Genomic DNA, 26,358 nt, shown 5'->3' on the forward strand with positions numbered 1-26,358 from the left:
TGGAGCACCTTGCCGGAGGCGGCGCGGGTGGCGACACCCTTGCCGGGCTCGAAGACGGGGAGCTTGTCCTCCCAGCCCTCGGGCAGCTCGCCCGCGGAGATCCGGTCGAACTCGGCGGCGCGCTCCGGGTTGGCGGTGCGCCACGCGGCGAACGTCTTCTCCCACTCGGCCTTGGCCTCGCGGCCGCGGTCCAGCGCCTCACGGGTGTGCGCGATGACCTCGTCGGCGACCTCGAAGGTCTTCTCCGGGTCGAAGCCCAGCACCCGCTTGGTCGCGGCGACCTCGTCGTCGCCGAGCGCGGAGCCGTGCGAGGCCTCGGTGTTCTGGGCGCTCGGGGCGGGCCAGGCGATGATCGAGCGGGCCGCGATGAACGACGGGCGCGCGGTCTCGGCCTTGGCGGCCAGCAGTGCCTTGTACAGACCCGCCGGGTCCAGGTCCCCGCTGGGCAGCTGGTCGACGCGCTGCACGTGCCAGCCGTACGCCTCGTAGCGCTTCAGGGTGTCCTCGGAGACCGCGGTCTCCGTGTCGCCCTCGATGGAGATGTGGTTGTCGTCCCACAGCAGGACCAGGTTGCCCAGCTTCTGGTGCCCGGCCAGCGAGGACGCCTCCGCGGAGATGCCCTCCTGGAGGCAGCCGTCACCGGCGATGGCCCACACCATGTGGTCGAAGGGGGAGGTGCCGGGGGCCGCCTCCGGGTCGAACAGGCCGCGCTCGTAGCGGGCGGCCATGGCCATGCCCACGGCGTTGGCGACGCCCTGGCCCAGCGGGCCGGTCGTGGTCTCCACGCCCGTGGTGTGGCCGTACTCCGGGTGACCCGGCGTCTTCGAGCCCCAGGTACGGAAGGCCTTCAGGTCATCGAGCTCCAGGCCGTACCCGGCCAGGTAGAGCTGGATGTAGAGGGTCAGGCTGGTGTGGCCCGCCGAGAGCACGAACCGGTCGCGGCCGGTCCACTCCGCGTCGGCGGGGTCGTGCCGCATCACCTTCTGGAAAATGGTGTACGCGGCGGGAGCCAGGCTCATGGCCGTACCCGGGTGGCCGTTTCCGACCTTCTGTACGGCGTCCGCGGCGAGGACGCGGACGGTGTCCACGGCCCGCTGGTCCAATTCGGTCCACTGGAGGTCTGTGGTGGTCGGCTTGGTGCTCACCCTGAGTCAGGGCTCCTCTCCACTGTCGTAAACCGGTGACTGTGACCGCACCGGGCATTGCCGAGCCTACCCCCGTCAGGACCCGCGATTTCCGGCTCCTTCCAGGGTGCGGGCGGCCCGCCGAATCCGCCTCCCGTATGAGCGCGGAGCCTCACCGATGGGCCCTCTCCGATGAGCGTGAGGGCTCACTCCTGAGGCCTCCGATGAGCGCCCGCAGCCACTGCTGAGACCCCTCTCGACGAGTGGCCCGGAGCACATCTGTACGAGCGTGCGCGGACCCGTGCGGCCCCGCGGTCCGCGTCGGCCCGTGCGGGCGTTCGCACCTGTGCCGCGGCAACGCCCCGCGCCACATCAACACGACCCCACCCCCGCGAAGGGCGGCCTGTCCCCAACGTCTACAGTGGTCTGGTTCGCGCAAGTCTTTACCGGGCCTTCACGCCCGGAGCTTGCTGGGATTTCTCTGTCAGGGGTGTGCGTGACGGCCGTCGAGTCCCGACCCGCAGGGGTCGCCTTGACTCCGAGCCCGGGGGGCCATCGCCCGTTCGGGGCCCGTGTCAAGGCATTCGTGGCGCTGACCAAGCCTCGGATCATCGAGCTGTTGCTGATCACCACTGTTCCGGTGATGTTCCTGGCCGCTCAGGGTGTACCCGACCTGTGGCTCGTACTCACGACCACGGTCGGCGGATACCTGTCCGCCGGCGGTGCCAATGCACTGAACATGTACATCGACCGCGACATCGACGCGTTGATGGACCGTACGTCGCAGCGCCCGCTGGTCACCGGAATGGTGAGCCCGCGCGAGTGCCTGGCCTTCGGTATCGCCCTCGCGGTGATCTCGACGGTCTGGTTCGGGCTGCTGGTGAACTGGCTGTCGGCGGCGCTGTCGCTCGGCGCCCTGCTCTTCTACGTCGTCGTGTACACGATGATCCTGAAGCGCCGTACCTCGCAGAACATCGTCTGGGGCGGCATCGCGGGCTGCATGCCGGTCCTCATCGGCTGGTCCGCCGTGACGAACTCGATGTCCTGGGCCGCGGTGATCCTCTTCGCCGTCATCTTCTTCTGGACGCCGCCGCACTACTGGCCGCTGTCCATGAAGGTGAAGGACGACTACGCGCGGGTCGGCGTTCCCATGCTGCCGGTCATCGCCTCCAATCGGGTGGTGGCCCGCCAGATCGTCCTCTACAGCTGGGTGATGGTGGCGGTTTCGCTGCTGCTGACCCCGCTGGGCTACACCGGCTGGTTCTACACGGCGGTGGCGGTGCTGACGGGCGGCTTCTGGCTCTGGGAGGCGCACGCCCTGCTGAACCGGGCCAAGTCCGGTGTGACCGGCGGGAAGCTCAAGGAGATGCGGCTGTTCCACTGGTCGATCACCTATGTGTCCCTGCTGTTCGTCGCCGTGGCGGTGGACCCCTTCCTGCGGTAGCACCTCCTCCGTACGACCTGCCGACGGGCGGGGCGCGTGGCACAGGCCACGCTCCCCGCCCGTCGCACGTTGATCTACCCATCGGTAGCATCTTGTCCATGGCAGAGACGGCTGAGACCCAGCAGGTGGACAGCAAGCAGGCGGCGCGCGCGGAGCGCAGGGCGGCCAGGCTGGCCAAGCAGATCGGTGCGTTCGCGAAGGCGCACGGCGGTGCCGAGGGGCAGCTCGCCTACATCGGACAGATGGGCACCCGCATCGTCCTCGTCGGTGAGGACGGCGGCTGGGGCGACCTCGTCGCCCCCTCGTACGCGGTCGCCGAGAGCGCCGCGCAGAAGTCCGGGATCACGATGCACGAGTCCTTCGACGGCGAGTTCGCCGCGAAGGTCCACACGGGCCCGTACGAGTGGACCCGGATGGCCGGCATCCAGATCGGCGGCCCGGCGAACAGGGCCTGAGGGGCCACACACGACGCGAACAGGGGCTCCCTCGCAGAACGGCGTACAAGCCGTCCCGTGAGGGAGCCCCTGACGTGTGTGCTGAGCGGTGCGGGCGGGGCCTCAGCCCGCCGTCGCCGGCTCCGGCCGCTCGGCCGACGGGCCGGGCACCGGGGCCACGGCCACCGGCCGTTCGCGCAGCGACAGCACGACGCGGACCACGCCGATCCAGACCAGACACGAGCCGAACATGTGCGCCCCGACCAGGATCTCGGGGGTGTCGTTGAAGTACTGCACGTACCCCACCAGCCCCTGCGCCATCAGGATCACGAACAGCTCCCGGGTGCGGTGCAGCGGGCCGATGGGGGCGTCGACGGCCTTCAGGACGAACCAGAGCGCGACCGTCAGTGCCACCACGACCCACGCCAGGTCGGCGTGGAGCTGCGCGATCATCTTCCAGTCGATCGGGATGCGGTGGACGTCGCTGGAGTCACCGGCGTGCCGCCCGGCCCCCGTGACCACCGTGCCGACGGCGATCAGCAGCCCGGCGGCGACCGCCAGCAGCCAGGTGAGCTGTGCGACGGCCTTGCCCACCAGCGGACGCGGCGCCTTGTCACCCTCCCCGACCCGCTGCCAGGTCACCAGGGCGATCGTGAGCAGTGCGGTGGAGAGCAGGAAGTGCGCCGCGACGGTGTACGGGTTGAGGCCGACGAGCACCACGATGCCGCCGAGCACGGCGTTGCCCATGACCACCCAGAACTGCGCCCAGCCGAGCCGGGTGAGGCTGCGGCGCCACGGCTTGGCGGACCGGGCGGCGATGATCGCCCACCCGACCGCCGCGCACAGGACGTACGTGAGCATCCGGTTGCCGAACTCGATGGCACCGTGGAAGCCCATCGCGCTGGTCGCCGTCAGGCTGTCGTCGGTGCACTTGGGCCAGGTCGGGCAGCCGAGACCGGAACCGGTCAGCCGCACGGCACCGCCGGTGACGACGATGGCGACGGCCATGACGACCGCCGACATCGCCGCACGGCGGACGGTCCGGGGGGACGGCGTCCAGCGCTCGGCGATGTAGAGGAGCGGGTTCCGCACGGCTTGAGCGACTTCGGCTCGGGTCAGCTTGGGCACGCGCACCATCGTAGGGGGCCGCTTGTGCAAGCTTTCACGAGGGGGACGATTACCCCGAACCGTCTACGGAACGCGTTCGCGGGTTCACTCCCAGCGGAAGAACCGCGCCGCCGCGCCCAGCCCCAGCACCGTCCACACCGCCAGGATCGCCAGGTCGCCCCACGGCATCGCGGCGCCGTGCTGCAGCACGTCCCGCAGACCGTCCGAGAGGGCCGCGATGGGCAGGAGGCCCAGCACCGACTGCACCGCGTCCGGGAACTTGTCCAGCGGCACGATGACCCCGCCGCCGACCAGCAGCAGCAGGAAGACCAGGTTGGCCGCAGCCAGCGTGGCCTCCGCCTTCAGCGTCCCGGCCATCAGCAGGCCCAGCCCGGAGAACGCGGCGGTGCCGAGCACCAGGAGCAGCAGCACGGCGAACGGGTTGCCGTGCGGTGACCAGCCCAGCGCGAAGGCGATCACCGTCAGCAGCACGACCTGGAGCACCTCGGTGACCAGGACCGCGAGCGTCTTGGCGGTCATCAGCGCCCACCGGGGCAGCGGCGAGGCGGCGAGCCGCTTGAGCACGCCGTAGCGCCGCTCGAAGCCGGTGGCGATGGCCTGGCCGGTGAAGGCCGTGGACATCACGGCGAGGGCGAGGATGCCGGGCGTCAGGAAGTCGACCGACTCGCCCGAGCCCGTGTCCACGATGTCGACCGCGCTGAACAGCACGAGCAGCAGCGTCGGGATGATCACCGTCAGCAGCAGCTGCTCGCCGTTGCGCAGCAGCATCCGGGTCTCCAGCGCGGTCTGCGCGGCGATCATGCGGCCCAGCGGGGCCGCGCCCGGCCGGGGGGCGTACGTACCGGCGCTCATGCGCGCAGCTCCTTGCCGGTCAGTTCGAGGAAGACGTCCTCCAGGGTGTGGCGCTCCACGGAGATGCCCTGGGGCATCACGCCGTGCTGCGCGCACCAGGAGGTGACGGTCGCCAGCAGCTGCGGGTCGACGTCGCCGGTGATGCGGTACGCGCCGCCGGCGAGCTCGGCGGCCTCGGTGCCGTCGGGCAGGGCCTTCAGCAGGGAGCCGAGGTCGAGGCCGGGGCGGCCGGTGAAGCGCAGGGTGTTCTCGGCGCCGCCGCGGCACAGGGCCTCGGGGCTGCCCTGGGTGAGGAGCCGGCCGGCGTCGATGATGGCGACGTCGTCGGCGAGTTCCTCGGCCTCGTCCATGAAGTGGGTGGTCAGGACGACGGAGACCCCGTCGGCGCGGAGCTCGCGCACGAGGTCCCAGGTGGAGCGGCGGGCCTGCGGGTCGAGGCCGGCGGTCGGCTCGTCCAGGAACACCAGCTCCGGGCGGCCGACGACAGCCATCGCCAGGGCGAGCCGCTGCTGCTGGCCGCCGGAGAGCCGGCGGTAGGTGGTGCGGCCGCAGCCGCCCAGGCCCAGACGCTCGATGAGGGCGTCCACGTCCAGGGGGTGGGCGTGCAGTTTCGCCATGTGGCGGAGCATCTCGTCGGCGCGGGCGCCGGAGTAGACGCCGCCGGACTGGAGCATCACGCCGATGCGGGGGCGAAGACGCGCCGCGTCGGTGACCGGGTCGAGGCCGAGGACCCGGACCGTCCCGCCATCCGGACGGCGGTATCCCTCACAGGTCTCGATCGTGGTGGTCTTGCCCGCGCCGTTGGGGCCGAGGACCGCGGTGACCGCACCGGCCCGGACGTCCAGGTCGAGGCCGTCCACCGCGGCTTTGCTGCCGTACCGCTTGACCAGGCCGCGGACCTGGACGACCGGGCCGGAGGGGGGTGGGGCGGGCTCGCTCTTCATGGGCGGTAAGTCTAGGCAGCCGCCCGTGAGTCCCCGGTCCGGGGGCTTGATTAGGTAACCCTAAGTGATGGATTCCACCCGTGATCGTTCCGGACCGTGGTTGTCAGGGCCGGATGAATTACGCAACAATGGCGTTGTGAAATACATGGGCGAGGCTCCGCAGGAGGAACTCGCGACCGGTGAGCGCTCGACGCGCAACCGGGTCGCGCGCTCCATCCTGGACCACGGCCCGTCCACCGTCGCCGACCTGGCGAAGCGGCTGGGGCTCACCCAGGCGGCGGTCCGCCGCCACCTCGACGCCCTCGTCGCCGACGATGTCGTGGAGGCCCGCGAACAGCGGGTCTACGGGGCGCGGACCCGGGGCCGTCCGGCCAAGGTGTTCGCCCTGACCGACTGCGGCCGGGACGCCTTCGACCAGTCGTACGACAAGCTCGCCGCGGACGCCCTGCACTGGATCGCCGAGACCTCGGGCGACGAAGCGGTCATGGTTTTCGCCCGGGCGAGGATCGCCGGCCAGTCGGCCGCCTACCGCGCGGCCGTCGAGGCCGCGGAGCCGGAAGCCCGTACGGAGGCGCTGGCCAAGGCCTTGTCCGCCGACGGGTACGCTGCTACGGCGCGCAGCGCGCCGGGCCCGCAGCAGGGTGAGCAGCTGTGTCAGCACCACTGCCCGGTCGCACATGTCGCCGAGCAGTACCCGCAGCTGTGCGAGGCGGAGACGGAGTTCTTCTCCAGCCTCCTGGGGACCCATGTGCAGCGTCTGGCCACCATCGCCCACGGCGACGGGGTGTGCACGACGTACATTCCGCGCAGCGGCCACCCCACCCCACAGACCACTGATTCAGCATCTGCAAGAACGGCCGGGAGGAACCCCGCATGACGCTCCCTACGGAGACTGCCCACCCTGAGCTCGATGGCCTGGGCACGTACGAATTCGGCTGGGCCGACTCCGACGCGGCAGGCGCGGCGGCCAAGCGCGGCCTCTCCGAGGCCGTCGTCCGCGACATCTCGGAGAAGAAGAACGAGCCGGAGTGGATGCTGAAGCTGCGGCTCAAGGGCCTCAAGCTCTTCGGCAAGAAGCCCATGCCGAACTGGGGCTCGGACCTGTCGGGCATCGACTTCGACAACATCAAGTACTTCGTGCGCTCCACGGAGAAGCAGGCGGAGTCCTGGGAGGACCTGCCCGAGGACATCAAGAACACGTACGACAAGCTCGGTATCCCGGAGGCGGAGAAGCAGCGCCTCGTCGCCGGTGTCGCCGCGCAGTACGAGTCCGAGGTCGTCTACCACCAGATCAACGAGGAGCTGGAGGCGCAGGGTGTCATCTTCATGGACACCGACACCGCGCTGAAGGAGCACCCGGAGCTCTTCAAGGAGTACTTCGGCACCGTCATCCCCGTCGGTGACAACAAGTTCGCCTCGCTGAACTCGGCCGTGTGGTCCGGTGGCTCGTTCATCTACGTGCCGAAGGGCGTGCACGTGGAGATCCCGCTCCAGGCCTACTTCCGTATCAACACGGAGAACATGGGCCAGTTCGAGCGGACGCTGATCATCGTCGACGAGGACGCCTACGTCCACTACGTCGAGGGCTGCACCGCGCCGATCTACTCCTCGGACTCGCTGCACTCCGCGGTCGTCGAGATCATCGTGAAGAAGGGCGGCCGCTGCCGCTACACGACGATCCAGAACTGGTCGAACAACGTCTACAACCTGGTGACCAAGCGCGCCGTGGCCTACGAGGGCGCGACGATGGAGTGGGTCGACGGCAACATCGGCTCCAAGGTCACCATGAAGTACCCGGCCGTCTACCTCATGGGCGAGCACGCCAAGGGCGAGACGCTGTCCATCGCCTTCGCGGGCGAGGGCCAGCACCAGGACGCCGGCGCCAAGATGGTCCACATGGCTCCGAACACCTCGTCCAACATCGTCTCCAAGTCGGTGGCACGAGGCGGCGGCCGTACCTCCTACCGCGGTCTGATCGAGATCGGCGAGGGCGCGCCCGGCGCGAAGTCCAACGTGCTGTGCGACGCGCTGCTGGTCGACACCATCTCGCGCTCCGACACCTACCCGTACGTCGACGTCCGCGAGGACGACGTGTCGATGGGTCACGAGGCGACCGTCTCCAAGGTCTCCGAGGACCAGCTCTTCTACCTGATGAGCCGCGGCATGACCGAGTTCGAGGCGATGGCGATGATCGTGCGCGGCTTCGTCGAGCCGATCGCGAAGGAGCTCCCGATGGAGTACGCCCTCGAACTCAACCGGCTGATCGAGCTGCAGATGGAGGGTTCGGTCGGCTAGTGCCACTTCCGGCAGGCTCTGCCCCGTCGCGCCGCCCGGCACGCGCGCTCGCCGCGCCGGCCCGAAGCCCTGGCAGCTCCGCCCTCCCCGGCCCGAAGGGCAGGGGAGGCGCCGCCTCCAAGGACTTTCGGCCGCCCTGCGACCGGACGTACCGGACGACGCTCCGTACGGGGCGGACAACGCCGGTCACGGCAGCACGCCGATCGCCCGGATCCCCCTGATATCTGTCCGACTGAGAAAGAGAGCACCACGACAGCCATGGCTGAGGCTCAGAACATCCCTGCGGGCTCCACGACCGCCGGGTCCATCGCGGTGGCCGCCGAGTCGACCGTCGCCACGCGCATGAGCGCGCCCCCGTCCTTCGACGTCGCGGACTTCCCGGTCCCGCACGGCCGCGAGGAGGAGTGGCGGTTCACGCCGCTGGAGCGGCTGCGCGGGCTGCACGACGGCACGGCCGTCGCCACCGGCAGCGGCGTGAAGGTCGCGATCGAGGCGCCCGAGGGCGTCACGGTCGAGACCGTCGGCCGCGACGACGCACGCCTCGGCAAGGCCGGTACGCCGGTGGACCGGGTCGCCGCGCAGGCGTACTCGTCCTTCGAGCAGGCCTCCGTCGTCACCGTCGGCAAGGAAGCCGTGCTCACCGAGCCGATCCGGATCGCCGTGCACGGCGAGGGCGGTGTGGCCTACGGGCACCAGGTCATCGAGCTGGGAGCCTTCGCCGAGGCCGTCGTCGTCATCGACCACACGGGTGACGCGGTGCTCGCCGCCAACGTCGACTATGTGCTTGGCGATGGTGCGAAGCTGACCGTCGTCTCCGTCCAGGACTGGGACGAGCGGGCCGTCCACGTCGGCCAGCACAACGCGCTGGTCGGCCGTGACGCCTCGTTCAAGTCCATCGTCGTCACCTTCGGCGGCGACCTGGTCCGGCTCCACCCGCGGATCGCGTACGCGGGCCCCGGCGGTGAGGCCGAGCTCTTCGGTCTGTACTTCACCGACAAGGGCCAGCACCAGGAGCACCGCCTCCTCGTCGACCACAACACCCCGCACTGCAAGTCCAACGTGGCCTACAAGGGCGCGCTGCAGGGCGACGGTGCCCACGCCGTATGGATCGGCGACGTCCTCATCCAGGCCGCGGCCGAGGGCACCGACACCTACGAGATGAACCGCAACCTGGTCCTCACGGACGGTGCGCGGGTCGACTCGGTGCCGAACCTGGAGATCGAGACCGGCGAGATCGTCGGCGCCGGTCACGCCTCCGCGACCGGCCGTTTCGACGACGAGCAGCTGTTCTACCTCCAGTCCCGCGGCATCCCGGCCGAGGAGGCCCGCCGCCTCGTCGTGCGCGGCTTCTTCGCCGAGCTGGTCCAGCAGATCGGTCTGCCGGACGTCGAAGCCCGCCTCCTCGACAAGATCGAGACCGAGCTGAAGGCGTCGGTCTGATGACCTTCGTCAAGGCGTGCGCGCTGAGCGAGCTGGAGGACGACACCCCGAAGAGGGTGGAACTCGCCGGCACGCCGGTGTCCGTCGTCCGTACCGAGGGCGAGGTGTTCGCGATCAACGACATCTGCTCGCACGCGAACGTGTCGCTGTCCGAGGGCGAGGTCGAGGACTGCATGATCGAGTGCTGGCTGCACGGATCGAGCTTCGACCTCCGCACCGGCAAGCCGTCCGGCCTTCCCGCGACGCGCCCCGTCCCCGTATACCCCGTCAAGATCCAAGGGGACGATGTGCTCGTCTCCGTCACCCAGGAGTCCTGAGTCACCCATGGCAACGCTTGAAATCCGCGACCTGCACGTCACCGTCGAGGCCGACAACGCCACGAAGGAGATCCTCAAGGGCGTCGACCTGACCGTGAAGCAGGGCGAGACCCACGCCATCATGGGCCCCAACGGGTCCGGCAAGTCCACCCTCGCGTACTCGCTCGCGGGTCACCCCAAGTACACGATCACCAGCGGCACGGTGACCCTGGACGGCGAGAACGTCCTGGACATGACCGTCGACGAGCGCGCCCGCGCCGGCCTGTTCCTCGCCATGCAGTACCCGGTCGAGATCCCCGGTGTCTCGGTCTCCAACTTCCTGCGCACCTCCGCCACCGCCGTCCGCGGCGAGGCGCCCAAGCTGCGTACCTGGGTGAAGGAGGTCAAGGAGACGATGGCCGGCCTCCAGATGGACCCGTCCTTCGCCGAGCGCAACGTCAACGAGGGCTTCTCCGGCGGTGAGAAGAAGCGCCACGAGATCCTTCAGCTGGAGCTCCTCAAGCCGAAGATCGCGATCCTCGACGAGACCGACTCCGGCCTGGACGTCGACGCCCTGCGCGTCGTCTCCGAGGGAGTCAACCGGGTCCGGGAGACCGGCGAGGTCGGCACCCTGCTGATCACGCACTACACCCGGATCCTCCGGTACATCAAGCCCGACTTCGTGCACGTGTTCGCCAACGGCCGCATCGCCGAGTCCGGCGGCGCCGAGCTCGCCGACAAGCTGGAGAACGAGGGCTACGAGGCATATGTGAAGGGTGGCGCTTCCGCGTGACACAGCTGCCGGGCCTCCTCGACACCGAGGCGATCCGCAAGGACTTCCCCCTGCTGGATCGCACGGTCCACGACGGGAAGAAGATCGTTTATCTGGACAGCGCCGCGACCTCGCAGAAGCCGCGCCAGGTTCTCGACGCCCTCAACGAGTACTACGAGCGGCACAACGCCAATGTGCACCGCGGCGTATACACGATCGCGGAGGAGGCCACGGCGCTGTACGAGGGCGCCCGTGACAAGGTCGCCGCGTTCATCAACGCGCCCAGCCGCAACGAGGTGATCTTCACCAAGAACGCCTCGGAGTCGCTCAACCTCGTGGCCAACATGCTCGGCTGGGCCGACGAGCCCTACCGGGTCGACCACGAGACCGAGATCGTCACCACGGAGATGGAGCACCACTCCAACATCGTGCCGTGGCAGCTGCTCTCGCAGCGCACCGGCGCGAAGCTGAAGTGGTTCGGCATCACGGACGACGGCCGGCTGGACCTGTCCAACATCAACGAGATCATCACCGAGAAGACGAAGATCGTCTCCTTCACGCTGGTCTCGAACATCATGGGCACGATCAACCCGGTCGAGCAGATCGTCCGGCGCGCCCAGGAAGTCGGTGCGCTGGTCTGCATCGACGCCTCGCAGGCCGCCCCGCACATGGTGCTCGACGTGCAGGCGCTCCAGGCCGACTTCGTGGCCTTCACCGGTCACAAGATGGTCGGCCCGACCGGCATCGGCGTGCTCTGGGGACGGCAGGAACTCCTGGAGGACCTGCCGCCGTTCCTCGGCGGCGGCGAGATGATCGAGACCGTGTCGATGCACTCGTCGACGTACGCTCCCGCGCCGCACAAGTTCGAGGCCGGTACGCCCCCGATCGCCCAGGCCGTCGGCCTCGGTGCGGCCGTGGACTACCTCTCGGCGATCGGCATGGAGAACATCCACCGCCATGAGCAGGCCATCACCGCGTACGCGGTGAAGCGTCTGCTGGAGGTCCCGGACCTCAGGATCATCGGTCCGGCCACCGCGGAGGACCGCGGCGCCACGATCTCCTTCACGCTCGGCGACATCCACCCGCACGACGTGGGCCAGGTGCTCGACGAGGAGGGCATCGCGGTCCGGGTCGGACACCACTGCGCACGGCCGGTCTGCCTGCGGTACGGAATTCCTGCGACGACGCGAGCGTCGTTCTATCTGTACTCCACGCCCGCCGAGGTCGACGCCCTGGTGGACGGTCTGAACCACGTCCGGAACTTTTTCGGTTAGACAGCGGCTGAGGGTTGACTGGTGAAGCTTGATTCCATGTACCAGGAAGTGATCCTGGACCACTACAAGCACCCCCACGGGCGTGGCCTGCGGGACGGCGACGCCGAGGTGCATCACGTCAATCCGACGTGCGGTGATGAGATCACATTGCGGGTGCGGTACGACGGCGAGACGATCGCCGATGTGAGTTACGAGGGCCAGGGCTGCTCCATCAGCCAGGCCAGCGCCTCCGTGCTGAACGAGCTGCTGGTCGGCAAGGAACTGGGCGAGGCCCAGAAGATCCAGGCCGCGTTCCTGGAGCTGATGCAGTCCAAGGGACAGCTGGAGCCGGACGACGCGATGGAGGAGGTGCTGGAGGACGCGGTCGCGTTCGCCGGTGTCTCCAAGTACCCGGCCCGGGTCAAGTGCGCGCTGCTGAGCTGGATGGCGTGGAAGGACGCGACGGCGCAAGCGCTGTCCGAAGGGAAGACCGCATGAGCGACAACGAGACTCTCACCACCAAGCCGGCCTCCGAGGAGGAGGTCCGCGAGGCGCTGTACGACGTCGTCGACCCCGAGCTGGGCATCGACGTCGTCAACCTGGGCCTGATCTACGGCATCCACATCGACGACGCCAACATCGCGACGCTCGACATGACCCTGACGTCCGCGGCCTGTCCGCTGACCGATGTCATCGAGGACCAGGCGAAGTCCGCCACCGACGGCATCGTCAACGAGCTCCGGATCAACTGGGTCTGGATGCCGCCGTGGGGCCCGGACAAGATCACGGACGACGGCCGCGAGCAGCTGCGCGCGCTGGGCTTCAACGTCTGAGCACTTCGTACGCGACCGGCTGGGCCTTCCGGGTCCATCCCGCCGTTTCGTACCCGGACGGCCATGTCCGCCAGGCAGACTGGCGGGCATGGCCGTTTCCTTTTACAGCATCGTCGTCGACACCCGTGACCTTCCTTCGCTCGCCCGCTTCTGGTGCGAGGTGCTCGACTGGGAGGTGCTCTTCGAGGCGGACGACGAGATCGTCATCGGCGCGGACAAGGACGCGCTGCCGGGTATCACCTTCGTCCCCGTGCCCGAGGCGAAGGAGACCAAGAACCGGCTGCACATCGACCTGGCCCCCGACGACCAGGACGCCGAGGTCGAACGCGTCATCGCGCTCGGCGCCCGGCGCACCGACGTCGGGCAGGCGGCCGGCGCGACCTGGGTGGTGCTGGAGGACCCCGAGGGCAACGAGTTCTGTGTGCTGTCCCCGAAGATCTCGCTCATCGACTGAGTCTCCCGCCGGCGAGCGACCTGCCTCCGGGGCCCCTACTCCGTGTACTGGGGCGGCATCGCGGCGGCCTCGGCGAGTACGGGGCCGAGGTCCTCGGTGCGGATCCGGCGGTCGACGTACAGCAGTCCGGTCACCAGCGGCGGGAAGGTGGCCACGACCAGCTGCGAGACCAGCTGGCCGATCAGGATCGACAGCACATAGCCGCCGACGGCGACGATGACCGCCGCCGGATTCGGGTCGTCGCCCAGGTTCACCGTGCCGAGCATGCCGGAGAACATGCCGAGCATCGAGAACGGGATCTGGATCAGATAGCCGGCGAACCCGGCGACGGCGCCGGCCAGCAGCGTGATCCCGAAGATCCGCCACCAGTCCCCGCGCACCAGCACGGACGAGCGGCGCATCGCTCCGATCGGGCCCTGGTTCTCGAAGACGACGACGGAGGGGGCCAGGCTGTACTTCACCCAGAGCCAGGTCGCCAGCGGGGCCGTCGCGAGCGCGCCCAGGACGCCGATCACCGTCACGGCGATCTGCCAGCCGCCGCTGCCCGTGCTCAGCGTGGCGATCAGGATGGCGACGAATCCGGCCCAGGCGAGCAGGACCGGGACCAGCACGATCAGCCAGGTCAGCAGGACCGTCCCGATGACGGCGGGCAGCCGGCTCCAGGCCCGCCGCCAGACGGCGGAGAACGTGGTCGGGCGGCCCAGGACCGCCTCCTGGAGGACCGCGGGCACCGCCGTGTACATCAGGGCCGTGGAGACCGCCGCGGCGATCAGGCCCACCAGTGCGACCGTGCCGAAGGCGACGACCAGCGGCACCCAGTCCTCGGTGCGCGGGTCCTCGTCGGCGCCGAGCGCCAGGATCCGGTCGAGATGGTCCGCGACCGCCGAGTACGCGATCGCSGCGGCGGTCAGGACCACGGCCAGCGCCCCGCCGTACGCGGCGGCACCGACGCCGAGCAACTGCTTGCCGTAGCGGCCGGCGGTGGCGAACGCGCCGCCCATGACGTCCCCGAGCCGCATCGGGCCCAGGGGGACCACCCCGGGCTTCGGAGGCACCCAGCCACCGCCCCATCCGCCCCACCCCGGCGGCACCGGAGGCCCCCCGTACGGCGCACCCCCGTACGCACCGCCACCCCACCCTGCGTCCTGCGCCACTGCTGCTCCGTCGGTCCGTCGATCATGGTCTGGCATGTACTGGACGGACCACGGTAGCGCCCCCGTCACCCGTTCGGCCCAGAGCCTCCCTCGGCATTCCTTGCGTACACCCGTACACATCATGCGTACACTCGTACACATGGGATATGGACTGCTGGCCGCGGCCATAGCGGCAGAGGTGGCGGGGACGACCGCCATGAAGTACAGCGAGGGATTCACCCGGCTGTGGCCCTCTCTGATCACCGTCGTCGGATACCTGCTGGCCTTCTCACTGCTCGCCCAGACACTCAAGACGATGTCGATGGGTACGGCCTACGCGATCTGGGCCGGCATCGGAACGGCCGCCGTCGCCGTCATCGGCATGCTGTTCATGGGGGAGTCCGGCAGCCCGGTCAAGGCGGCGGGCATCGCCCTGGTCATCGCCGGTGTGGTGGTCCTCAACCTGGGCGGCGCGCACTGATGGCCCGCAGGTACGACCCCGAGCGGCGCGAGCGGATCATCGACGCGGCGATCCGGGTGGTCGGCGCCAAGGGCATCGCCGGGCTCAGCCACCGCTCCGTGGCCGCCGAGGCCGATGTGCCGCTCGGCTCGACGACGTACCACTTCGCCTCGCTGGACGAACTGCTGATCGCCGCCCTGCGCCGCACGAACGAGAACTTCGCCGCGCTCATGCGGCAGTGCCCCGCGCTCGCCGATCCGGCCGCCGACCTCGCCGGCGAACTCGCCCGGCTGCTCGGGGAGTTCTTCGGCGCCGGACGCGGCGCGGCCGAGCTGGAGTACGAGCTCTACCTCGCCGCCCTGCGCCGGCCCGCGCTGCGTCCCGTCGCCGCGGAGTGGGCCGACGACACGGCCGCGCTCCTGGCACCGTGCACCGGCCCGGCCACGGCACGGGCGCTGATCGCCCTGATGGACGGGATCTGTCTTCAGGTACTCCTCACCGGCGGGGACTATGACGAGGCGTACGCGAAGGAGATGCTGGGCCGGATCTGCGGATGAACCCGTCCCCGCGACCGGGCCCGTGAACCCGGAAGGCCGCTGCGGGCAACAGCAGACGACACGCCTCGTGCGGAACTGCTGAAGAAGACGGAGACACCGTGACCGGACCACCGAGAGACGACGACGCGGCCGTGGTCAGCCAGTCGCTGGAGCGGCCCGAGACCTTCGCGCTGCTCTACGACCGGTACGCCGCCGATATCCACCGCTACGCCGCCCGCCGCCTCGGCGAAGGGGCGGCCGACGACATCACCGCCGACACCTTCCTCGTCGCCTTCCGCTCCCGCGCCCGTTTCGACACCGGCCGGGACAGCGCACGGCCCTGGCTGTACGGCATCGCGGCCAACCTCATCGGCAAGCACCGCCGCACCGAGGTCAGGGCGCTGCGCGCGCTGGCCCGCACCGGAACCGACCCGGTGGCCGAGTCCTGGACCGAACGCGCCGACCACCGGGTCAGCGCCCAGGCGGCCCACAGCCTGCTCGCGGGCGCCCTGGCCTCGCTGTCCGCCGGCGACCGCCACGTACTCCTGCTGATCGCCTGGGCCGACCTCAGCTACCAGGAGGTGGCCGACGCGCTCTCCGTGCCCGTCGGTACGGTCCGCTCCCGGCTCAACCGGGCTCGCCGCAAGGTCCGCCAGACCCTCGGCACAGATCCCACAGTCGTTACCGAAGGCCTGGAGGTGGCCCATGGGCACGGATGAGATGTCGCTGCTGCGGGAACTGCGTGCCGAAGCGCCGGCACCGGACCGGACGGCCCTGGCCGGGGGCCGGCAGCGGCTGACGGAGGCCGCGGGACGCCGCCGCCGGCTGCGCGCCGACTGGCGGTTCGCCGCGGTGGCGACCGCGGCGGCGGTCGTCATGGGGGCCGTCATCAGCACCCAGGTCCTCGGCGGCGACCGGGGCGCTTCACAGGGTGCGTCCCCCGTCGTCGTGTCCGAACCGGTCAGCGCCGTACAGGTGCTCAGGGACGCGGCCGGTGAGGTCGCGGACGATCCGGTGCCGGCGCCGCGGGCGGGGCAGTGGGTCTACACCAAGGTGCTGGTGGCGGACGCGGACGACGCCCCGCGCCCGGGCAGGACCGGGCAGGCCTACACCGAGGACGTGCAACGCGACCTCATGGCCCTGGCCCGCGAGGGCGGATCGGGGGAGAAGGCCGGCGGCCTCCGGGTGATCGAGCACTGGTACCGCTACGCGGACCCGGCCTTCGAGAACGGGAGGTCGGGCGACGACCACTCGCCCCGTGAGCGGTTCGACTTCCTGGCGGACCTGCCGTCCGACCCGGCCGAGGTGAGGAAGCGGGCCCGCGCCTTCTACCCGGGCGAGGACGAGACCGTCGCCGAGCACGACTTCCGGGCGCTCTCCGTCCTGGCGATGTCCTACCCCGCCGACCCGGAGGGCCTCGCCTCGGTCTACCGGGCGATGGCCACCATCCCCGGGATCCAGGCCGTCCAGACCCAGGACGTGCTGAACCGGCCGGTCATCGGTATCCATCTGCCGGGCGAGCGCGACCTGTTGCTCCTGGACGCGGAGACCTCGCTGTACGCGGGAGGGGGCGATCTGGACGCGCCGTCCGGCTTCCTCGTGACCGCCCGGGTGAAGGCCGCCGTGGTCGACGCGAAGGGGCGGCGTTCCTGACACGGGGCCTGTGCCGGCCGTCGTAGGGGAGTCCACGGGGGTGGTTCCCGTACGCCGGCCCGCGGGCCGCCGGGCGGAGGGCGGAGCCGGGCGCCTCGGCGCGGTGTCCGCGACGCCCGGACGCTGAGACCGGTTGGCCCGGGCCGCCCCCGGCCGGTTAGGTTCGGGGCATGACCGACACGACTTCTCCCCGTTCCACCGGCGCCGTCGCCGCCGGCCTCGCCACCATCGCCGGCGACGGTTCCGTTCTCGACACCTGGTTCCCCGCTCCCGAGCTCACCGCCGAGCCCGGACCGGCCGGAACCGAGCGGCTCACCCCCGACCGCGCGGTCAACCTGCTCGGTGAGGGCGCCGCCAAGGCCATCGGCGTGGACGCCCGCCGCGGGGTCGAGGTCGTCGCCGTCCGCACGGTCATCGCCTCGCTCGACGACAAGCCGCTCGACGCGCACGACGCGTACCTGCGCCTGCACCTGCTCTCGCACCGCCTCGTCCAGCCGCACGGGCAGAACCTGGACGGCCTGTTCGGCCTCCTCACCAACGTGGCCTGGACCTCGCTGGGCCCGGTCGCGGTGGACGACGTGGAGAAGGTGCGGCTGAACGCCCGCGCCGAGGGCCTGCACCTCCAGGTCACCTCCGTCGACAAGTTCCCGCGCATGACGGACTACGTCGCGCCGAAGGGCGTCCGCATCGCCGACGCCGACCGGGTGCGGCTCGGCGCGCACCTCGCCGCCGGCACCACCGTCATGCACGAGGGCTTCGTCAACTTCAACGCCGGCACCCTCGGCACCTCCATGGTCGAGGGCCGTATCTCGGCCGGTGTCGTCGTCGGGGACGGCTCCGACATCGGGGGCGGCGCCTCCACCATGGGCACGCTCTCCGGCGGCGGCAAGGAGCGCATCGTGATCGGCGAGCGCTGCCTGGTGGGCGCGGAGGCCGGTGTCGGGATCGCACTCGGCGACGAGTGCGTCGTGGAGGCCGGGCTGTACGTCACCGCCGGCACCCGCGTCACCCTGCCGGACGGTCAGGTCGTCAAGGCGCGCGAGCTCTCCGGCGCCTCGAACATCCTCTTCCGCCGCAACTCGGTGACCGGCACCGTCGAGGCCCGCCCGAACAACGCGGTCTGGGGCGGCCTCAACGACGTCCTGCACAGCAACGACTAAGCGGCAGCGGCGAGGAGTTCCTCGTACGCCCTGCGCAGCCCGTCGGCCGCCTCGCGCCCGGCGGGCTGCAGCGGTTCACGGACCGGGCCCGCGTCCAGCAGGGCCTTCGCCGTCACCGTGCCCGGCAGCCCGGACGCCATCATCAGTTCCGTGAGCGGGGCCAGGAGACCGTTCAGCCTGGCCGCCCCGGCCGTGTCCCCGGCGTCGAACGCGTCGAGCACGGCACGCAGCGGACGCGGCGCCGCGTTGGCCACCGTGCTGACGTATCCGGAGCCGCCCACCGCGTACAGCGGCAGATTCAGCTCCTCGCAGCCCGAGTAGTACGCCAGCGCGGTGGCGGCGATCACCTTCGTCGCCCCCAGCAGGTCGTACGAACAGTCCTTCACCGCCACGACGCGCGGGTGCTCCGCCAGCCGGAGCATCGTCGCCGGCTCGATGCGGGTCCCGGTGCGGCCGGGGATGTCGTACAGCATCAGCGGGAGCCCGGTCGACTCGGCGACCCGCAGGAAGTGCGCCTCGACGGCGGCCTGGGGAGGGCGGCTGTAGTACGGGGTGACGACCAGCAGCCCGTCGGCGCCCGCCTCCGCCGCCTGTCTGCCCAGTTCCACGGTGTGCCGGGTGTCGGCCGTCCCGACGCCCGCGACCAGTGACACGTCCGGGCCCACCGCCTCCCGCACGGCCCGCACCAGGGCTGCCTTCTCGGCGTCCGAGGTGGTCGGGGACTCGCCGGTGGTGCCGCTGAGCACCAGACCGTCGCAGCCTCCGGCGACCAGCGTCACGGCGTGTGCGGCCGCGGCGTCCGGATCGAGGGCGCCGGCCGGGGTGAACGGCGTGATCATGGCGCAGAGGGTGCGGCCGAAGGGGCGGGGACGTGAGGATGCGGGCGGCGTCATGTCCGCAGTGTCGACCGCCCGGACCGTGAAGGTCTACTTAGTTCTTCTCCGGGTGAAGGTGAAGCAACACTCAACTATGGTCTTGCTCTGGCATGATCGGCCGCTCAGGCGGGCGGGGCGACGCGGGGCGGGGCACATGAAGATGCGGAAGACGGCGACCACGGGTCCTGCGACAGCGGCCCTCGTGCTCGCGGGGACGCTCGCCCTGTCGGGATGCTCCGGATTCCTCGTGCCGGCCGGTGAGGGCGAGCCGGGGCCGAGCCCCTCACGGACCGCCGCCGGGGGAGCGCGCGCGACAACGCCGTCGGCGCCGGCCCTCGCGTCCGCGCCCGTCACCCGGCAGGCCCCCGCACCCACCGCCACCGGAGGCTGCCCGGCCTCGGGCCTCGTGGTCGACATGGGACCCGTGGAGGCCGCGCTGGGGCACCGGGCCGTCGGGCTGACGCTGACCAACTGCGGCGCCGGGCCCCACCGCGTCAACGGCTATCCCTCGGTCCGGGCCCTCGACGAGAACGGCGACGCGCTCCCGGTCGAGGTGAACCCGGGCTCGTCGTACTTCGGGAACGACAAAGGGCCCGAAGAGGTCATGCTGGCACCCGGGAAGACCATGCGCTCGCTCCTGGTCTGGGTCTCCACCCCCACCGGCGGTGACCTGATCGAGGGCGACGCCCTGGAGATCGCCCCGGCCCCCGGCCTGGAGCCCCGCACCTTCCCGCTGGAGGGCAGCGACGTACGGCTGCTCGACGAGTTCACCATGACGGGCTGGCGGGCCGTCACGCCCGGGTGAGATCCGCGCCGTTCAGCGCCGGGCCATGTACAGGCCGAACGCCTTGTGCAGCAGTTTGCTGACCGGGTAGTCCCACTCGCCGACGTACTCGGCGGCATGCCCTCCGGTACCTGCCTTGAACCGCAGCAGCCCCAGCAGATGGCTGCTCTCGTCGAGGGTGTCGGTGATGCCCCGCAGGTCGTACACGGCGGCGCCCCGCTCGTGCGCGTCGCTCATCATCCGCCACTGGATCGCGTTGTTGGGCTGCACCTCGCGGCGACGGCTCGTCGAGGCACCGTACGAGTACCAGACGTGGGTCCCCACGGTCAGCATCGTCGCCGCGGAGAGCACCTCCCCGTCGTGGTGGGCCAGATAGAGCCGCATCCGGTCCGGGTCCTCGGCCCGCAGCGCGGTCCACATGCGCTGGAAGTAGCCGAGCGGCCGGGGGATGAAGCGGTCCCGCTCGGCGGTCTCCCGGTACAGCTCGTAGAAGACAGGAAGGTCGTCGAGGCCGCCCTCCACGACCTTCACACCCGCCTTCTCCGCCTTCTTGATGTTGCGCCGCCACTGCTGGTTCAGACCGTCCCGGATCTCCTCCAGCGACCGTCCGGCGAACGGCACCTGGAACACGTACCGGGGCTGCCCGGCGCTGAAGCCGTCCGTGTCCCCGTCCGCCCCCTGCTGCCAGCCCAGCCGGCGCAGCTGCTCCACGACCTCGGCGGCCCGGGGCTCGGTCCCGTCCGCCCCGACGTCGCGCAGCCGGCCCGCGGCCGGGTCGGCGATGGCGTCCTTGACCGTCGGAGCCTCCCAGCGGCGGGCGACCACCGGCGGGCCCATCCGTACCGTGAACGCGCCCCGGGCCCTGGCGTGGGCCACCAGCGGATCCAGCCAGGGGCGCAGCTCGCCCTCGTGCCACGGGATGACCGGCCCCTCCGGCAGATAGGCCAGATACCGCTTCAGCCTGGGGACCGGGCGGTACAGCACCAGCCCCGCGTCGCCCCGCCCGCCTGAGCGGCCGATCATGCCAGAGCCCCCCGTCCAGCCAGCCGATGCTCTCCGCGCGCCAGTCGGGCTTCACCTCACCCCACGAAGGGACCTGCATATGACTGGCCGAACCCCGGCCGGCGACGAACGCCAGGTGCTGCTCGCGCGTGATCTCCTCGACCCGCAGCGTCATGCGGTACTCCGTTCGTTGTCCGATGCGTCAGCGTCAGGAGAGGTACGCGAGCCGCGGTTGACCTCAAGCGCGCTTGACGTATCAGGGTGGCTGTCACGGGCGCACCGCAAGGGTGCGCCGGTGAGGGGAGCAGTCATGACAGTGGAGTTCGTGTCCCGGCCCGATGTCACCCGTGCGGATGCGGGACTGGTGAAGGCCAGTACCTGGGACGTCGGCACACCGGAGCGCCTGCGGCAGACCGTCGAGGCCATCCGTGCCGCGTGGGGGACCAGGCGATGGCCGCATCCGGGCCTGCTCTCGTACAGCGTGTACGCGGGGGAGGACGGCGGAACGCTCTTCCACTACTCGCAGTGGACCGGCGAGGAGAGCTACCGGGACTTCGTCCGGGACGGCCGGGACGTGCGCAACGCCGAGATCGACGCGGCCGTGCCGGACATCGAACGGCTCGGACTGCACACCTACGAGCTCTACCGCTCCTCCTCGCCCGGCGGCCGGGAGCCCGGCTGCGTGGTGGTCGTCGACGTGGAGTTCGACGGGGCCGACAAGGCCCGCCAACGCGACTGGGTGGACAGTGTGTTCGAAGCGCTGGGTACGGATCCGGCCCCGGCGCCCGGCGGACTCGCCGGCCACTTCCACGTCAGCACCGACGGGACCCGGGTGCTCAACTACGCGGAGTGGGAGAGCGCGCAGGCCCACGTCGACGCACTGGCCGCGCCCGGCGACGGCTTCGGCTCGCGGACGCCGCAGTGGGAACGGGTGCAGACCTACCCCGGGGTCACCGGCGGTCGTGTGCGCCGCTACACCCCGGCGCTCAGCCTGCGTCCGGGGGAGGACGGTTAGGGTTCAACGCCTTCGGGGCGCGGCAATCCCCCGGGTGCGGAGATCAGTTGCCCGGGTGCCGCGGGCAGCCGGTCTCCTTCTGTCCTGTGCACCGGGCGGCAGGGGGTGCGATGCGTCTAGGCTTGGGCCGCCTGACCCCGTACGCGACCGGAGCCGTGGCCCCGGCGACGTGTACGCCCGCACGTTTTCGAGGAGACCCCCTGATGTCCGCAGAGCGCCCCATCCTGCCGCCGGTACGGCTGCACACCGAGGCGGAGCTGGCACGGGACGCGCTCGCGGCACCGCTGCTCGCCCGCGCCGTCCGGCTCGCCCGCTGGGCCGGCCCCGACACGAGAGTCGGCGCCGGCGGCGAACTCGTCGACGCCCAGCTGCCCGCCGCGGCCGCGCACCTGGGCCTCGCCGCGGACGAGGACGGTGCGGCGGAGGCCAGCGAGGCCTGGCGGCTCGCGGTGGACACCGGCCTGGTCGAGGTCGAGGACCCGGCGACGGAGCCGGGTGCGGACGAGGAGGGCTTCGCGGACGACGCGGAGGGAACCGTCACCGCCGGGGAGAACCTGGCACTGCTGACCGGCGGTTCGCCGCAGGACGTGCTGTCGATCTGGCTCGACGGCCTGGAGGCCGCCCACGCCGACGCCACCGCCCCGGTCTTCGACGACTTCGCCGACCTCGTCGGCGAGGACGGGTCGATCGACTTCGACGCACTGGACTGGGACCCGGAGACCGAGGCGGAGTTCCTCGACGGGGTGCTCGGCAACCTCTATCTGCTCACGGTCGGCGAGGGCGCCGGGGGCGAGGCCGTGCCGCTGCCCGCGCTGGCCGCCTCGATGATCGTCCCCGATGACATGGGCGAGCCCACCGACGACGTCCTGGAACAGGTGTCGGACGCGATGATGCGCCTGGACGACCAGTTCCGGGTGCTCGAACCCATCGGCATCGTCGAGTACCGGCCGGTGGACGAGACGTTGCTGGCCGAGGAGGGCGAGGAGTCCGTGCCGCCCGCCGACGACGACGATGTCACCCGGTACGGGATGGTGAAGCTGACCCCGCTCGGTGTCTACGGCATCCGGGCCCGGATGCTGGACGCCGGTGTGGACGCCCCGGCCATCGGCGACCTGGCCGACAAGGGCGCCGACGTCCTGCTCGGCGGCATCGCGTACTACCCCGAGGCGGCGGCCCGCGGCGAGATCGAGCTGTGGCTCGCGCGCCACGGCGCCGACGGGGCCGCCGGTGAACTCCTGGACGCCGCACGGGGCGAGGACCCGCGGGCACCCCTGCGCCGGCTGCACTGCCAGCAGGCGCTCGCGCTGGTCGGCGCGGACGCCGAACCCGCGGTGCGCGCGGTGCTCGGCGACCCGGAGCTCGGCGGACTCGCCCGGGTCTGGCTCGCCGAGCGGGGCGCCGCCGACGTCCCGCCTCCCTCGGAGGCGATGATCTTCTGGCTCGCCATCGACACGATCGCGGCGCAGTTGGAGGCGGACGGCGATCTGGACGAGCTCCAGGAACTGGTCGAGGGGCTGTCCGGCCAGCACAGCGGCTTCTTCGACGAGGCGTGGCGGGTGGACCACCCGGCGACGGGGGACGTGCTGGAGGCGATGGGACGGCTGCACAGCGACAAGAAGCAGGCGAAGGACGCCCGCAAGGCCGCGTTCAAGGCCCGCTCCCGGGCCGGCTCGGGCAGCTGAGGAACCTGGCGGCGCGGGTGGCCGGACCGGTGCGTTCGGCCGCCCGCCGCCGAGGATGTTCACGGAAGGGATTCCCTCGAAGTCGTCCTCAGTTCAACTGATGTTGGCGCAGGGGCGGGACGGTGAGCGCACCAACAACCCGCCCCAGCTGCACCAGGAGTACGTGATGGCCTTCACGCGCAGGGAATTCACCAGACAGTCCGCCCTCACCGGTGCCGGCATCGCCCTCACCGGATCCGTCGCCGCGCTGGCCACCGCACCCGGCGCCCTCGCCGCCGGGGACTCGAAGCACGGCCACGACGACCACGGCGACCACGACGGACACGGGCACAGCCACGAGCCCGGCTACGGGCCGCTGCTGCCCGACCCGAAGGGCATACTCGCGCTGCCCGCCGGCTTCTCGTACAAGGTCATCACGCACAGTGGCGTCACCAAGCTGGAGACCGGCGAGTCCACCCCCTCCAACCACGACGGCACCGCCGCCTTCGAAGGCGCGCGCGGCGTGACCCTGCTGGTGAACAACCACGAGCTGAGCGGTACCCGGGCGGGCTGGGAGCACCCGGTTCCGCTCACCGACGGCCTCGTCTACGACCCGGTCGCGGCCGGCGGCTGCACCGTGGTGGAGACCCGCCGCGACGGCCGCACCGCCGAATGGGTCGGCATCGCCGGCACCTCCACCAACTGTGCCGGCGGCTCCACCCCGTGGGGCACCTGGCTGACCTGCGAGGAGACCGAGGACAAGGCCGGGAAGAACGGCCTGCTCAAGGACCACGGGTACGTCTTCGAGGTCGACCCGTACGACAAGCGGGCCAACCGCGACCCGCGTCCCATCAAGGCGTTCGGCCGTTACGCCCACGAGGCCGTCGTCATCGACCCCAAGCGTGGTCACGCCTACCTCACCGAGGACGCGTCCGGCCCGAACGGACTGCTCTACCGCTGGGTGCCGCCGCACGGCTTCAAGCACGGCCGCGGCAAGCTCCGCACGCTCGCCGACGACGCCGGTGTGCTGCAGGCCACCAAGTGCTTCGACAAGAGCGGAACGTTCGTCGACGACCTCTCCCGGGCCACGAAGATCGGCACCGTGTACGGCGTGGACTGGGTCGACGTGCCCGACCGCGACGCCAAGAGCGTCTCGGTGCGCAAGCAGTTCGGCGAGCAGGCCGTCACCCGCGCCCGCAAGCTCGAAGGCATGTGGTGGGGCGACGGCGGCGCCTACATCGTCTCCTCGTTCGCCCGCGCGGAGAGCCCCGTCCCGCACGACGGCCAGGTCTGGTTCTATGACCCGAAGCGCCGCACGCTGACCCTGAAGGTGCTCCTCGGCGTCAACGCCGACCCCTCCAAGGACGGTGCCTTCGACGGTCCGGACAACATCACCGTCTCGCCCTACGGAGGCCTGGTCATCGCCGAGGACGGCGAGGGCGTCCAGCACCTCTTCGGGGCGACCGAGAGCGGCCGCACCTATCCCATCGCGCGCAACGAGCTGAACGCCGGCACGGAGGCCGACCCGGAGTACAGCGAGTTCACCGGTGTGACGTTCTCGCCCGACGGCAAGACGCTCTTCGCCAACATCCAGACACCCGGCATCATGCTGGCGATCACCGGCCCGTGGAAGCGTCAGCCGCGACGGGACAAGTAAGGCCTTTCGGTCAGCCGGTGCCCGGCCCGCAGCGGGTCCGGGCACCGGCCGGCACCGGAACCGCTGATTACGAATCCGGCATCAGTGGGTCCCCAGGAGCGGTCGGGCATGGCGTCGGGCGTTTCCAGGGCGCATACTCAAGGTAATGAAACAGTCAGCCGGATCCCGGCGTCACCTGCCTTCCAGTCCCTTCAACCGCCCGGCCCAGGCGGCCCCACCGGTCGAATTGTTCGATGTGGGCGACAGGGTGTCGCATGACCAGTTCGGACTCGGGCGAGTCCTTGCTGTCGAGGGCGACAACGACGCAGTGCTCATCGACTTCTCGGGGCGACAGGGGAGGATCCTGAGCCCGTACTCCAAGCTGACCAAGCTCTGAGAGAAGCGACGAGCACGCGCCGCGTACGCCGTACCTCTCTCGCCGACCGTCTTCAGGGGCACCCGCAGCCAGCCGGGTGCCCCTGAAGACGTTGTGGCGTCGGCCGGTCGCCAGGGCCTAGAGGGACTGGGCGGCGGGCTTGACCATGCCGCGGACGGTGCGCGACTTCACGAAGTCGCCCATCGCGGTCATCTCCCACTCCCCTGAGAACTGCCTGATCAGCTTCGCCATCATCACGCCGGTCTGCGGCTCGGCGCCGGTCAGGTCGAAGCGGACCAGCTCCTCGCCGGTGGCGCCGTCGATCAGCCGGCAGTAGGCCTTGGCCACCTCGGTGAACTTCTGGCCGGTGAACGAGTTGACCGTGAACACCAGACCGGTCGCCTCCGGGGGGATCCGGCCCAGGTCGACGACGATCACCTCGTCGTCGCCGGGGCCTTCACCGGTGAGGTTGTCGCCCGAGTGCTTGATGGCGCCGTTCAGGATGGAGAGCTTGCCGAAGTAGCAGCTCTCCAGATGATTCCGGTTGGGGCCGTAGGCGATCACCGAGGCGTCGAGGTCGATGTCCTTGCCCCGGAACGCCGGCTCCCAGCCGAGACCCATCTTGACCTGGGAGAGCAGCGGGCGGCCGCCCTTGACCAGCGACACCGTCTGGTTCTTCTGCAGGCTGACCCGGCCCTTGTCGAGGTTGATCTTTCCGGAGGCGGGCGGCGCGGAGGGCGCCGGAGGCGCCGGGGGTGCGACGGGCGGGACCGGCTGTGCGGCGACGGGGGCCGGGGG

The 26,358-nt window shown here is 70.7% G+C and carries 28 protein-coding genes and 1 pseudogene; 21 read left to right on the top strand and 8 right to left on the bottom strand.

Annotated elements, in window-relative coordinates:
- Nucleotides 1-1,145 (bottom strand): transketolase family protein (locus EAO72_RS04500; RefSeq protein WP_261991317.1); only part of this gene is annotated, 1,145 nt, incomplete at its 3' end.
- A 475-nt stretch (nucleotides 1,146-1,620) separates the two neighbouring features.
- Here EAO72_RS04500 and EAO72_RS04505 point away from each other — a divergent pair.
- Both EAO72_RS04505 and EAO72_RS04510 read left to right on the top strand, forming a co-directional pair.
- Nucleotides 1,621-2,568, top strand: coding sequence for a heme o synthase (locus EAO72_RS04505; RefSeq protein WP_187284930.1), 948 nt, complete (start codon nucleotides 1,621-1,623; stop codon nucleotides 2,566-2,568).
- A gap of 98 nt (nucleotides 2,569-2,666) precedes the next feature.
- Complete coding sequence (locus EAO72_RS04510) at nucleotides 2,667-3,023, top strand: hypothetical protein (protein WP_148015894.1); 357 nt, start codon at nucleotides 2,667-2,669, stop codon at nucleotides 3,021-3,023.
- Between the two features lie 102 nt (nucleotides 3,024-3,125).
- On the opposite strand, the gene EAO72_RS04515 is transcribed toward EAO72_RS04510, so the two are convergent.
- The 3 genes from EAO72_RS04515 to EAO72_RS04525 all read right to left on the bottom strand — a co-directional run bounded on the left by EAO72_RS04515 (nucleotide 3,126) and on the right by EAO72_RS04525 (nucleotide 5,926).
- Nucleotides 3,126-4,139: a COX15/CtaA family protein gene (locus EAO72_RS04515; protein WP_148015895.1), complete on the bottom strand. Its 1,014-nt coding sequence runs from the start codon at nucleotides 4,137-4,139 to the stop codon at nucleotides 3,126-3,128.
- Between the two features lie 75 nt (nucleotides 4,140-4,214).
- Nucleotides 4,215-4,982, bottom strand: a complete 768-nt coding sequence (locus EAO72_RS04520; protein ID WP_148015896.1) for an ABC transporter permease — start codon at nucleotides 4,980-4,982, stop codon at nucleotides 4,215-4,217.
- The gene (locus EAO72_RS04525) at nucleotides 4,979-5,926 is read right to left on the bottom strand and encodes an ABC transporter ATP-binding protein (protein ID WP_148015897.1); all 948 of its coding nucleotides are present in this window, start codon (nucleotides 5,924-5,926) and stop codon (nucleotides 4,979-4,981) included. The genes EAO72_RS04520 and EAO72_RS04525 overlap by 4 nt, the downstream gene beginning before the upstream one ends.
- Before the next feature lie 136 nt (nucleotides 5,927-6,062).
- Here EAO72_RS04525 and EAO72_RS04530 point away from each other — a divergent pair, with 136 nt between their 5' ends.
- The 9 genes from EAO72_RS04530 to EAO72_RS04570 all read left to right on the top strand — a co-directional run bounded on the left by EAO72_RS04530 (nucleotide 6,063) and on the right by EAO72_RS04570 (nucleotide 13,269).
- The gene (locus EAO72_RS04530) at nucleotides 6,063-6,803 is read left to right on the top strand and encodes a helix-turn-helix transcriptional regulator (RefSeq protein ID WP_148015898.1); all 741 of its coding nucleotides are present in this window, start codon (nucleotides 6,063-6,065) and stop codon (nucleotides 6,801-6,803) included.
- Nucleotides 6,800-8,221, top strand: coding sequence for a Fe-S cluster assembly protein SufB (gene sufB / locus EAO72_RS04535; protein ID WP_031094525.1), 1,422 nt, complete (start codon nucleotides 6,800-6,802; stop codon nucleotides 8,219-8,221). The genes EAO72_RS04530 and sufB overlap by 4 nt, the downstream gene beginning before the upstream one ends.
- A 258-nt stretch (nucleotides 8,222-8,479) precedes the next feature.
- Complete coding sequence (gene sufD / locus EAO72_RS04540) at nucleotides 8,480-9,661, top strand: Fe-S cluster assembly protein SufD (protein ID WP_148015899.1); 1,182 nt, start codon at nucleotides 8,480-8,482, stop codon at nucleotides 9,659-9,661.
- Nucleotides 9,661-9,978, top strand: coding sequence for a bifunctional 3-phenylpropionate/cinnamic acid dioxygenase ferredoxin subunit (locus tag EAO72_RS04545; protein ID WP_148015900.1), 318 nt, complete (start codon nucleotides 9,661-9,663; stop codon nucleotides 9,976-9,978). Before sufD ends, EAO72_RS04545 begins: the two co-directional genes overlap by 1 nt.
- Before the next feature lie 7 nt (nucleotides 9,979-9,985).
- A complete protein-coding gene (sufC, locus tag EAO72_RS04550) occupies nucleotides 9,986-10,750 on the top strand; it encodes a Fe-S cluster assembly ATPase SufC (RefSeq protein ID WP_148015901.1) in 765 nt (254 codons plus the stop codon).
- Entirely contained in the window at nucleotides 10,747-12,003 is a 1,257-nt protein-coding gene (locus tag EAO72_RS04555; protein WP_148015902.1) for a cysteine desulfurase, read from the top strand. Before sufC ends, EAO72_RS04555 begins: the two co-directional genes overlap by 4 nt.
- Before the next feature lie 21 nt (nucleotides 12,004-12,024).
- Nucleotides 12,025-12,480 (top strand): Fe-S cluster assembly sulfur transfer protein SufU, encoded by a 456-nt coding sequence (gene sufU / locus EAO72_RS04560; RefSeq protein WP_073968341.1) that lies wholly within the window; start codon nucleotides 12,025-12,027, stop codon nucleotides 12,478-12,480.
- Nucleotides 12,477-12,815: a metal-sulfur cluster assembly factor gene (locus tag EAO72_RS04565; RefSeq protein ID WP_093539690.1), complete on the top strand. Its 339-nt coding sequence runs from the start codon at nucleotides 12,477-12,479 to the stop codon at nucleotides 12,813-12,815. Before sufU ends, EAO72_RS04565 begins: the two co-directional genes overlap by 4 nt.
- Nucleotides 12,816-12,903: 88 nt before the next feature.
- A complete protein-coding gene (locus EAO72_RS04570; protein ID WP_148015903.1) occupies nucleotides 12,904-13,269 on the top strand; it encodes a VOC family protein in 366 nt (121 codons plus the stop codon).
- A 35-nt stretch (nucleotides 13,270-13,304) separates the two neighbouring features.
- Here the strand turns inward: EAO72_RS04570 and EAO72_RS04575 are convergent, their stop codons facing one another.
- Nucleotides 13,305-14,324 (bottom strand): hypothetical protein, encoded by a 1,020-nt coding sequence (locus EAO72_RS04575; RefSeq protein WP_261991318.1) that lies wholly within the window; start codon nucleotides 14,322-14,324, stop codon nucleotides 13,305-13,307.
- A 238-nt stretch (nucleotides 14,325-14,562) separates the two neighbouring features.
- Between EAO72_RS04575 and EAO72_RS04580 the strand changes: the two genes are divergently transcribed.
- The 5 genes from EAO72_RS04580 to dapD all read left to right on the top strand — a co-directional run bounded on the left by EAO72_RS04580 (nucleotide 14,563) and on the right by dapD (nucleotide 18,211).
- On the top strand, nucleotides 14,563-14,883 hold the full coding sequence (locus EAO72_RS04580; protein WP_148015904.1) for a DMT family transporter: 321 nt from the start codon (nucleotides 14,563-14,565) through the stop codon (nucleotides 14,881-14,883).
- Nucleotides 14,883-15,419 carry a TetR/AcrR family transcriptional regulator gene (locus EAO72_RS04585; protein ID WP_148015905.1) on the top strand — a complete coding sequence of 179 codons (537 nt, stop codon included), beginning with the start codon at nucleotides 14,883-14,885 and terminating at the stop codon, nucleotides 15,417-15,419. Before EAO72_RS04580 ends, EAO72_RS04585 begins: the two co-directional genes overlap by 1 nt.
- Nucleotides 15,420-15,517: 98 nt before the next feature.
- The gene (locus tag EAO72_RS04590) at nucleotides 15,518-16,117 is read left to right on the top strand and encodes an RNA polymerase sigma factor (protein WP_148015906.1); all 600 of its coding nucleotides are present in this window, start codon (nucleotides 15,518-15,520) and stop codon (nucleotides 16,115-16,117) included.
- Nucleotides 16,104-17,051, top strand: coding sequence for a CU044_5270 family protein (locus EAO72_RS04595; protein WP_148015907.1), 948 nt, complete (start codon nucleotides 16,104-16,106; stop codon nucleotides 17,049-17,051). Before EAO72_RS04590 ends, EAO72_RS04595 begins: the two co-directional genes overlap by 14 nt.
- Before the next feature lie 170 nt (nucleotides 17,052-17,221).
- Nucleotides 17,222-18,211 (top strand): 2,3,4,5-tetrahydropyridine-2,6-dicarboxylate N-succinyltransferase, encoded by a 990-nt coding sequence (gene dapD / locus EAO72_RS04600; RefSeq protein ID WP_148015908.1) that lies wholly within the window; start codon nucleotides 17,222-17,224, stop codon nucleotides 18,209-18,211.
- On the opposite strand, the gene EAO72_RS04605 is transcribed toward dapD, so the two are convergent.
- Nucleotides 18,208-19,104, bottom strand: coding sequence for a 4-hydroxy-tetrahydrodipicolinate synthase family protein (locus EAO72_RS04605; RefSeq protein WP_148015909.1), 897 nt, complete (start codon nucleotides 19,102-19,104; stop codon nucleotides 18,208-18,210). The genes dapD and EAO72_RS04605 overlap by 4 nt on opposite strands.
- A 136-nt stretch (nucleotides 19,105-19,240) precedes the next feature.
- On the opposite strand from EAO72_RS04605, the gene EAO72_RS04610 reads away from it, so the two are divergent.
- A complete protein-coding gene (locus EAO72_RS04610; RefSeq protein WP_148015910.1) occupies nucleotides 19,241-19,891 on the top strand; it encodes a DUF4232 domain-containing protein in 651 nt (216 codons plus the stop codon).
- A 12-nt stretch (nucleotides 19,892-19,903) separates the two neighbouring features.
- Here the strand turns inward: EAO72_RS04610 and EAO72_RS04615 are convergent.
- Nucleotides 19,904-21,047, bottom strand: a pseudogene (locus EAO72_RS04615) (lipid II:glycine glycyltransferase FemX).
- Nucleotides 21,048-21,182: 135 nt separating this feature from the next.
- Here EAO72_RS04615 and EAO72_RS04620 point away from each other — a divergent pair.
- The 4 genes from EAO72_RS04620 to EAO72_RS04635 all read left to right on the top strand — a co-directional run bounded on the left by EAO72_RS04620 (nucleotide 21,183) and on the right by EAO72_RS04635 (nucleotide 25,581).
- Entirely contained in the window at nucleotides 21,183-21,887 is a 705-nt protein-coding gene (locus tag EAO72_RS04620; protein ID WP_148015911.1) for an antibiotic biosynthesis monooxygenase, read from the top strand.
- 203 nt (nucleotides 21,888-22,090) lie between these two features.
- Nucleotides 22,091-23,569 (top strand): hypothetical protein, encoded by a 1,479-nt coding sequence (locus EAO72_RS04625; protein WP_148015912.1) that lies wholly within the window; start codon nucleotides 22,091-22,093, stop codon nucleotides 23,567-23,569.
- 166 nt (nucleotides 23,570-23,735) lie between these two features.
- Nucleotides 23,736-25,205, top strand: a complete 1,470-nt coding sequence (locus tag EAO72_RS04630) for an alkaline phosphatase PhoX (RefSeq protein WP_148016417.1) — start codon at nucleotides 23,736-23,738, stop codon at nucleotides 25,203-25,205.
- Between the two features lie 145 nt (nucleotides 25,206-25,350).
- Nucleotides 25,351-25,581: a hypothetical protein gene (locus tag EAO72_RS04635; protein WP_037711258.1), complete on the top strand. Its 231-nt coding sequence runs from the start codon at nucleotides 25,351-25,353 to the stop codon at nucleotides 25,579-25,581.
- A gap of 117 nt (nucleotides 25,582-25,698) precedes the next feature.
- Here the strand turns inward: EAO72_RS04635 and EAO72_RS42775 are convergent.
- A partial coding sequence (locus tag EAO72_RS42775) for a TerD family protein (protein WP_261991319.1) occupies nucleotides 25,699-26,358 on the bottom strand: 660 nt, incomplete at its 5' end.

This window comes from Streptomyces sp. OR43, assembly GCF_008042275.1.
Lineage (GTDB): Bacteria > Actinomycetota > Actinomycetes > Streptomycetales > Streptomycetaceae > Streptomyces.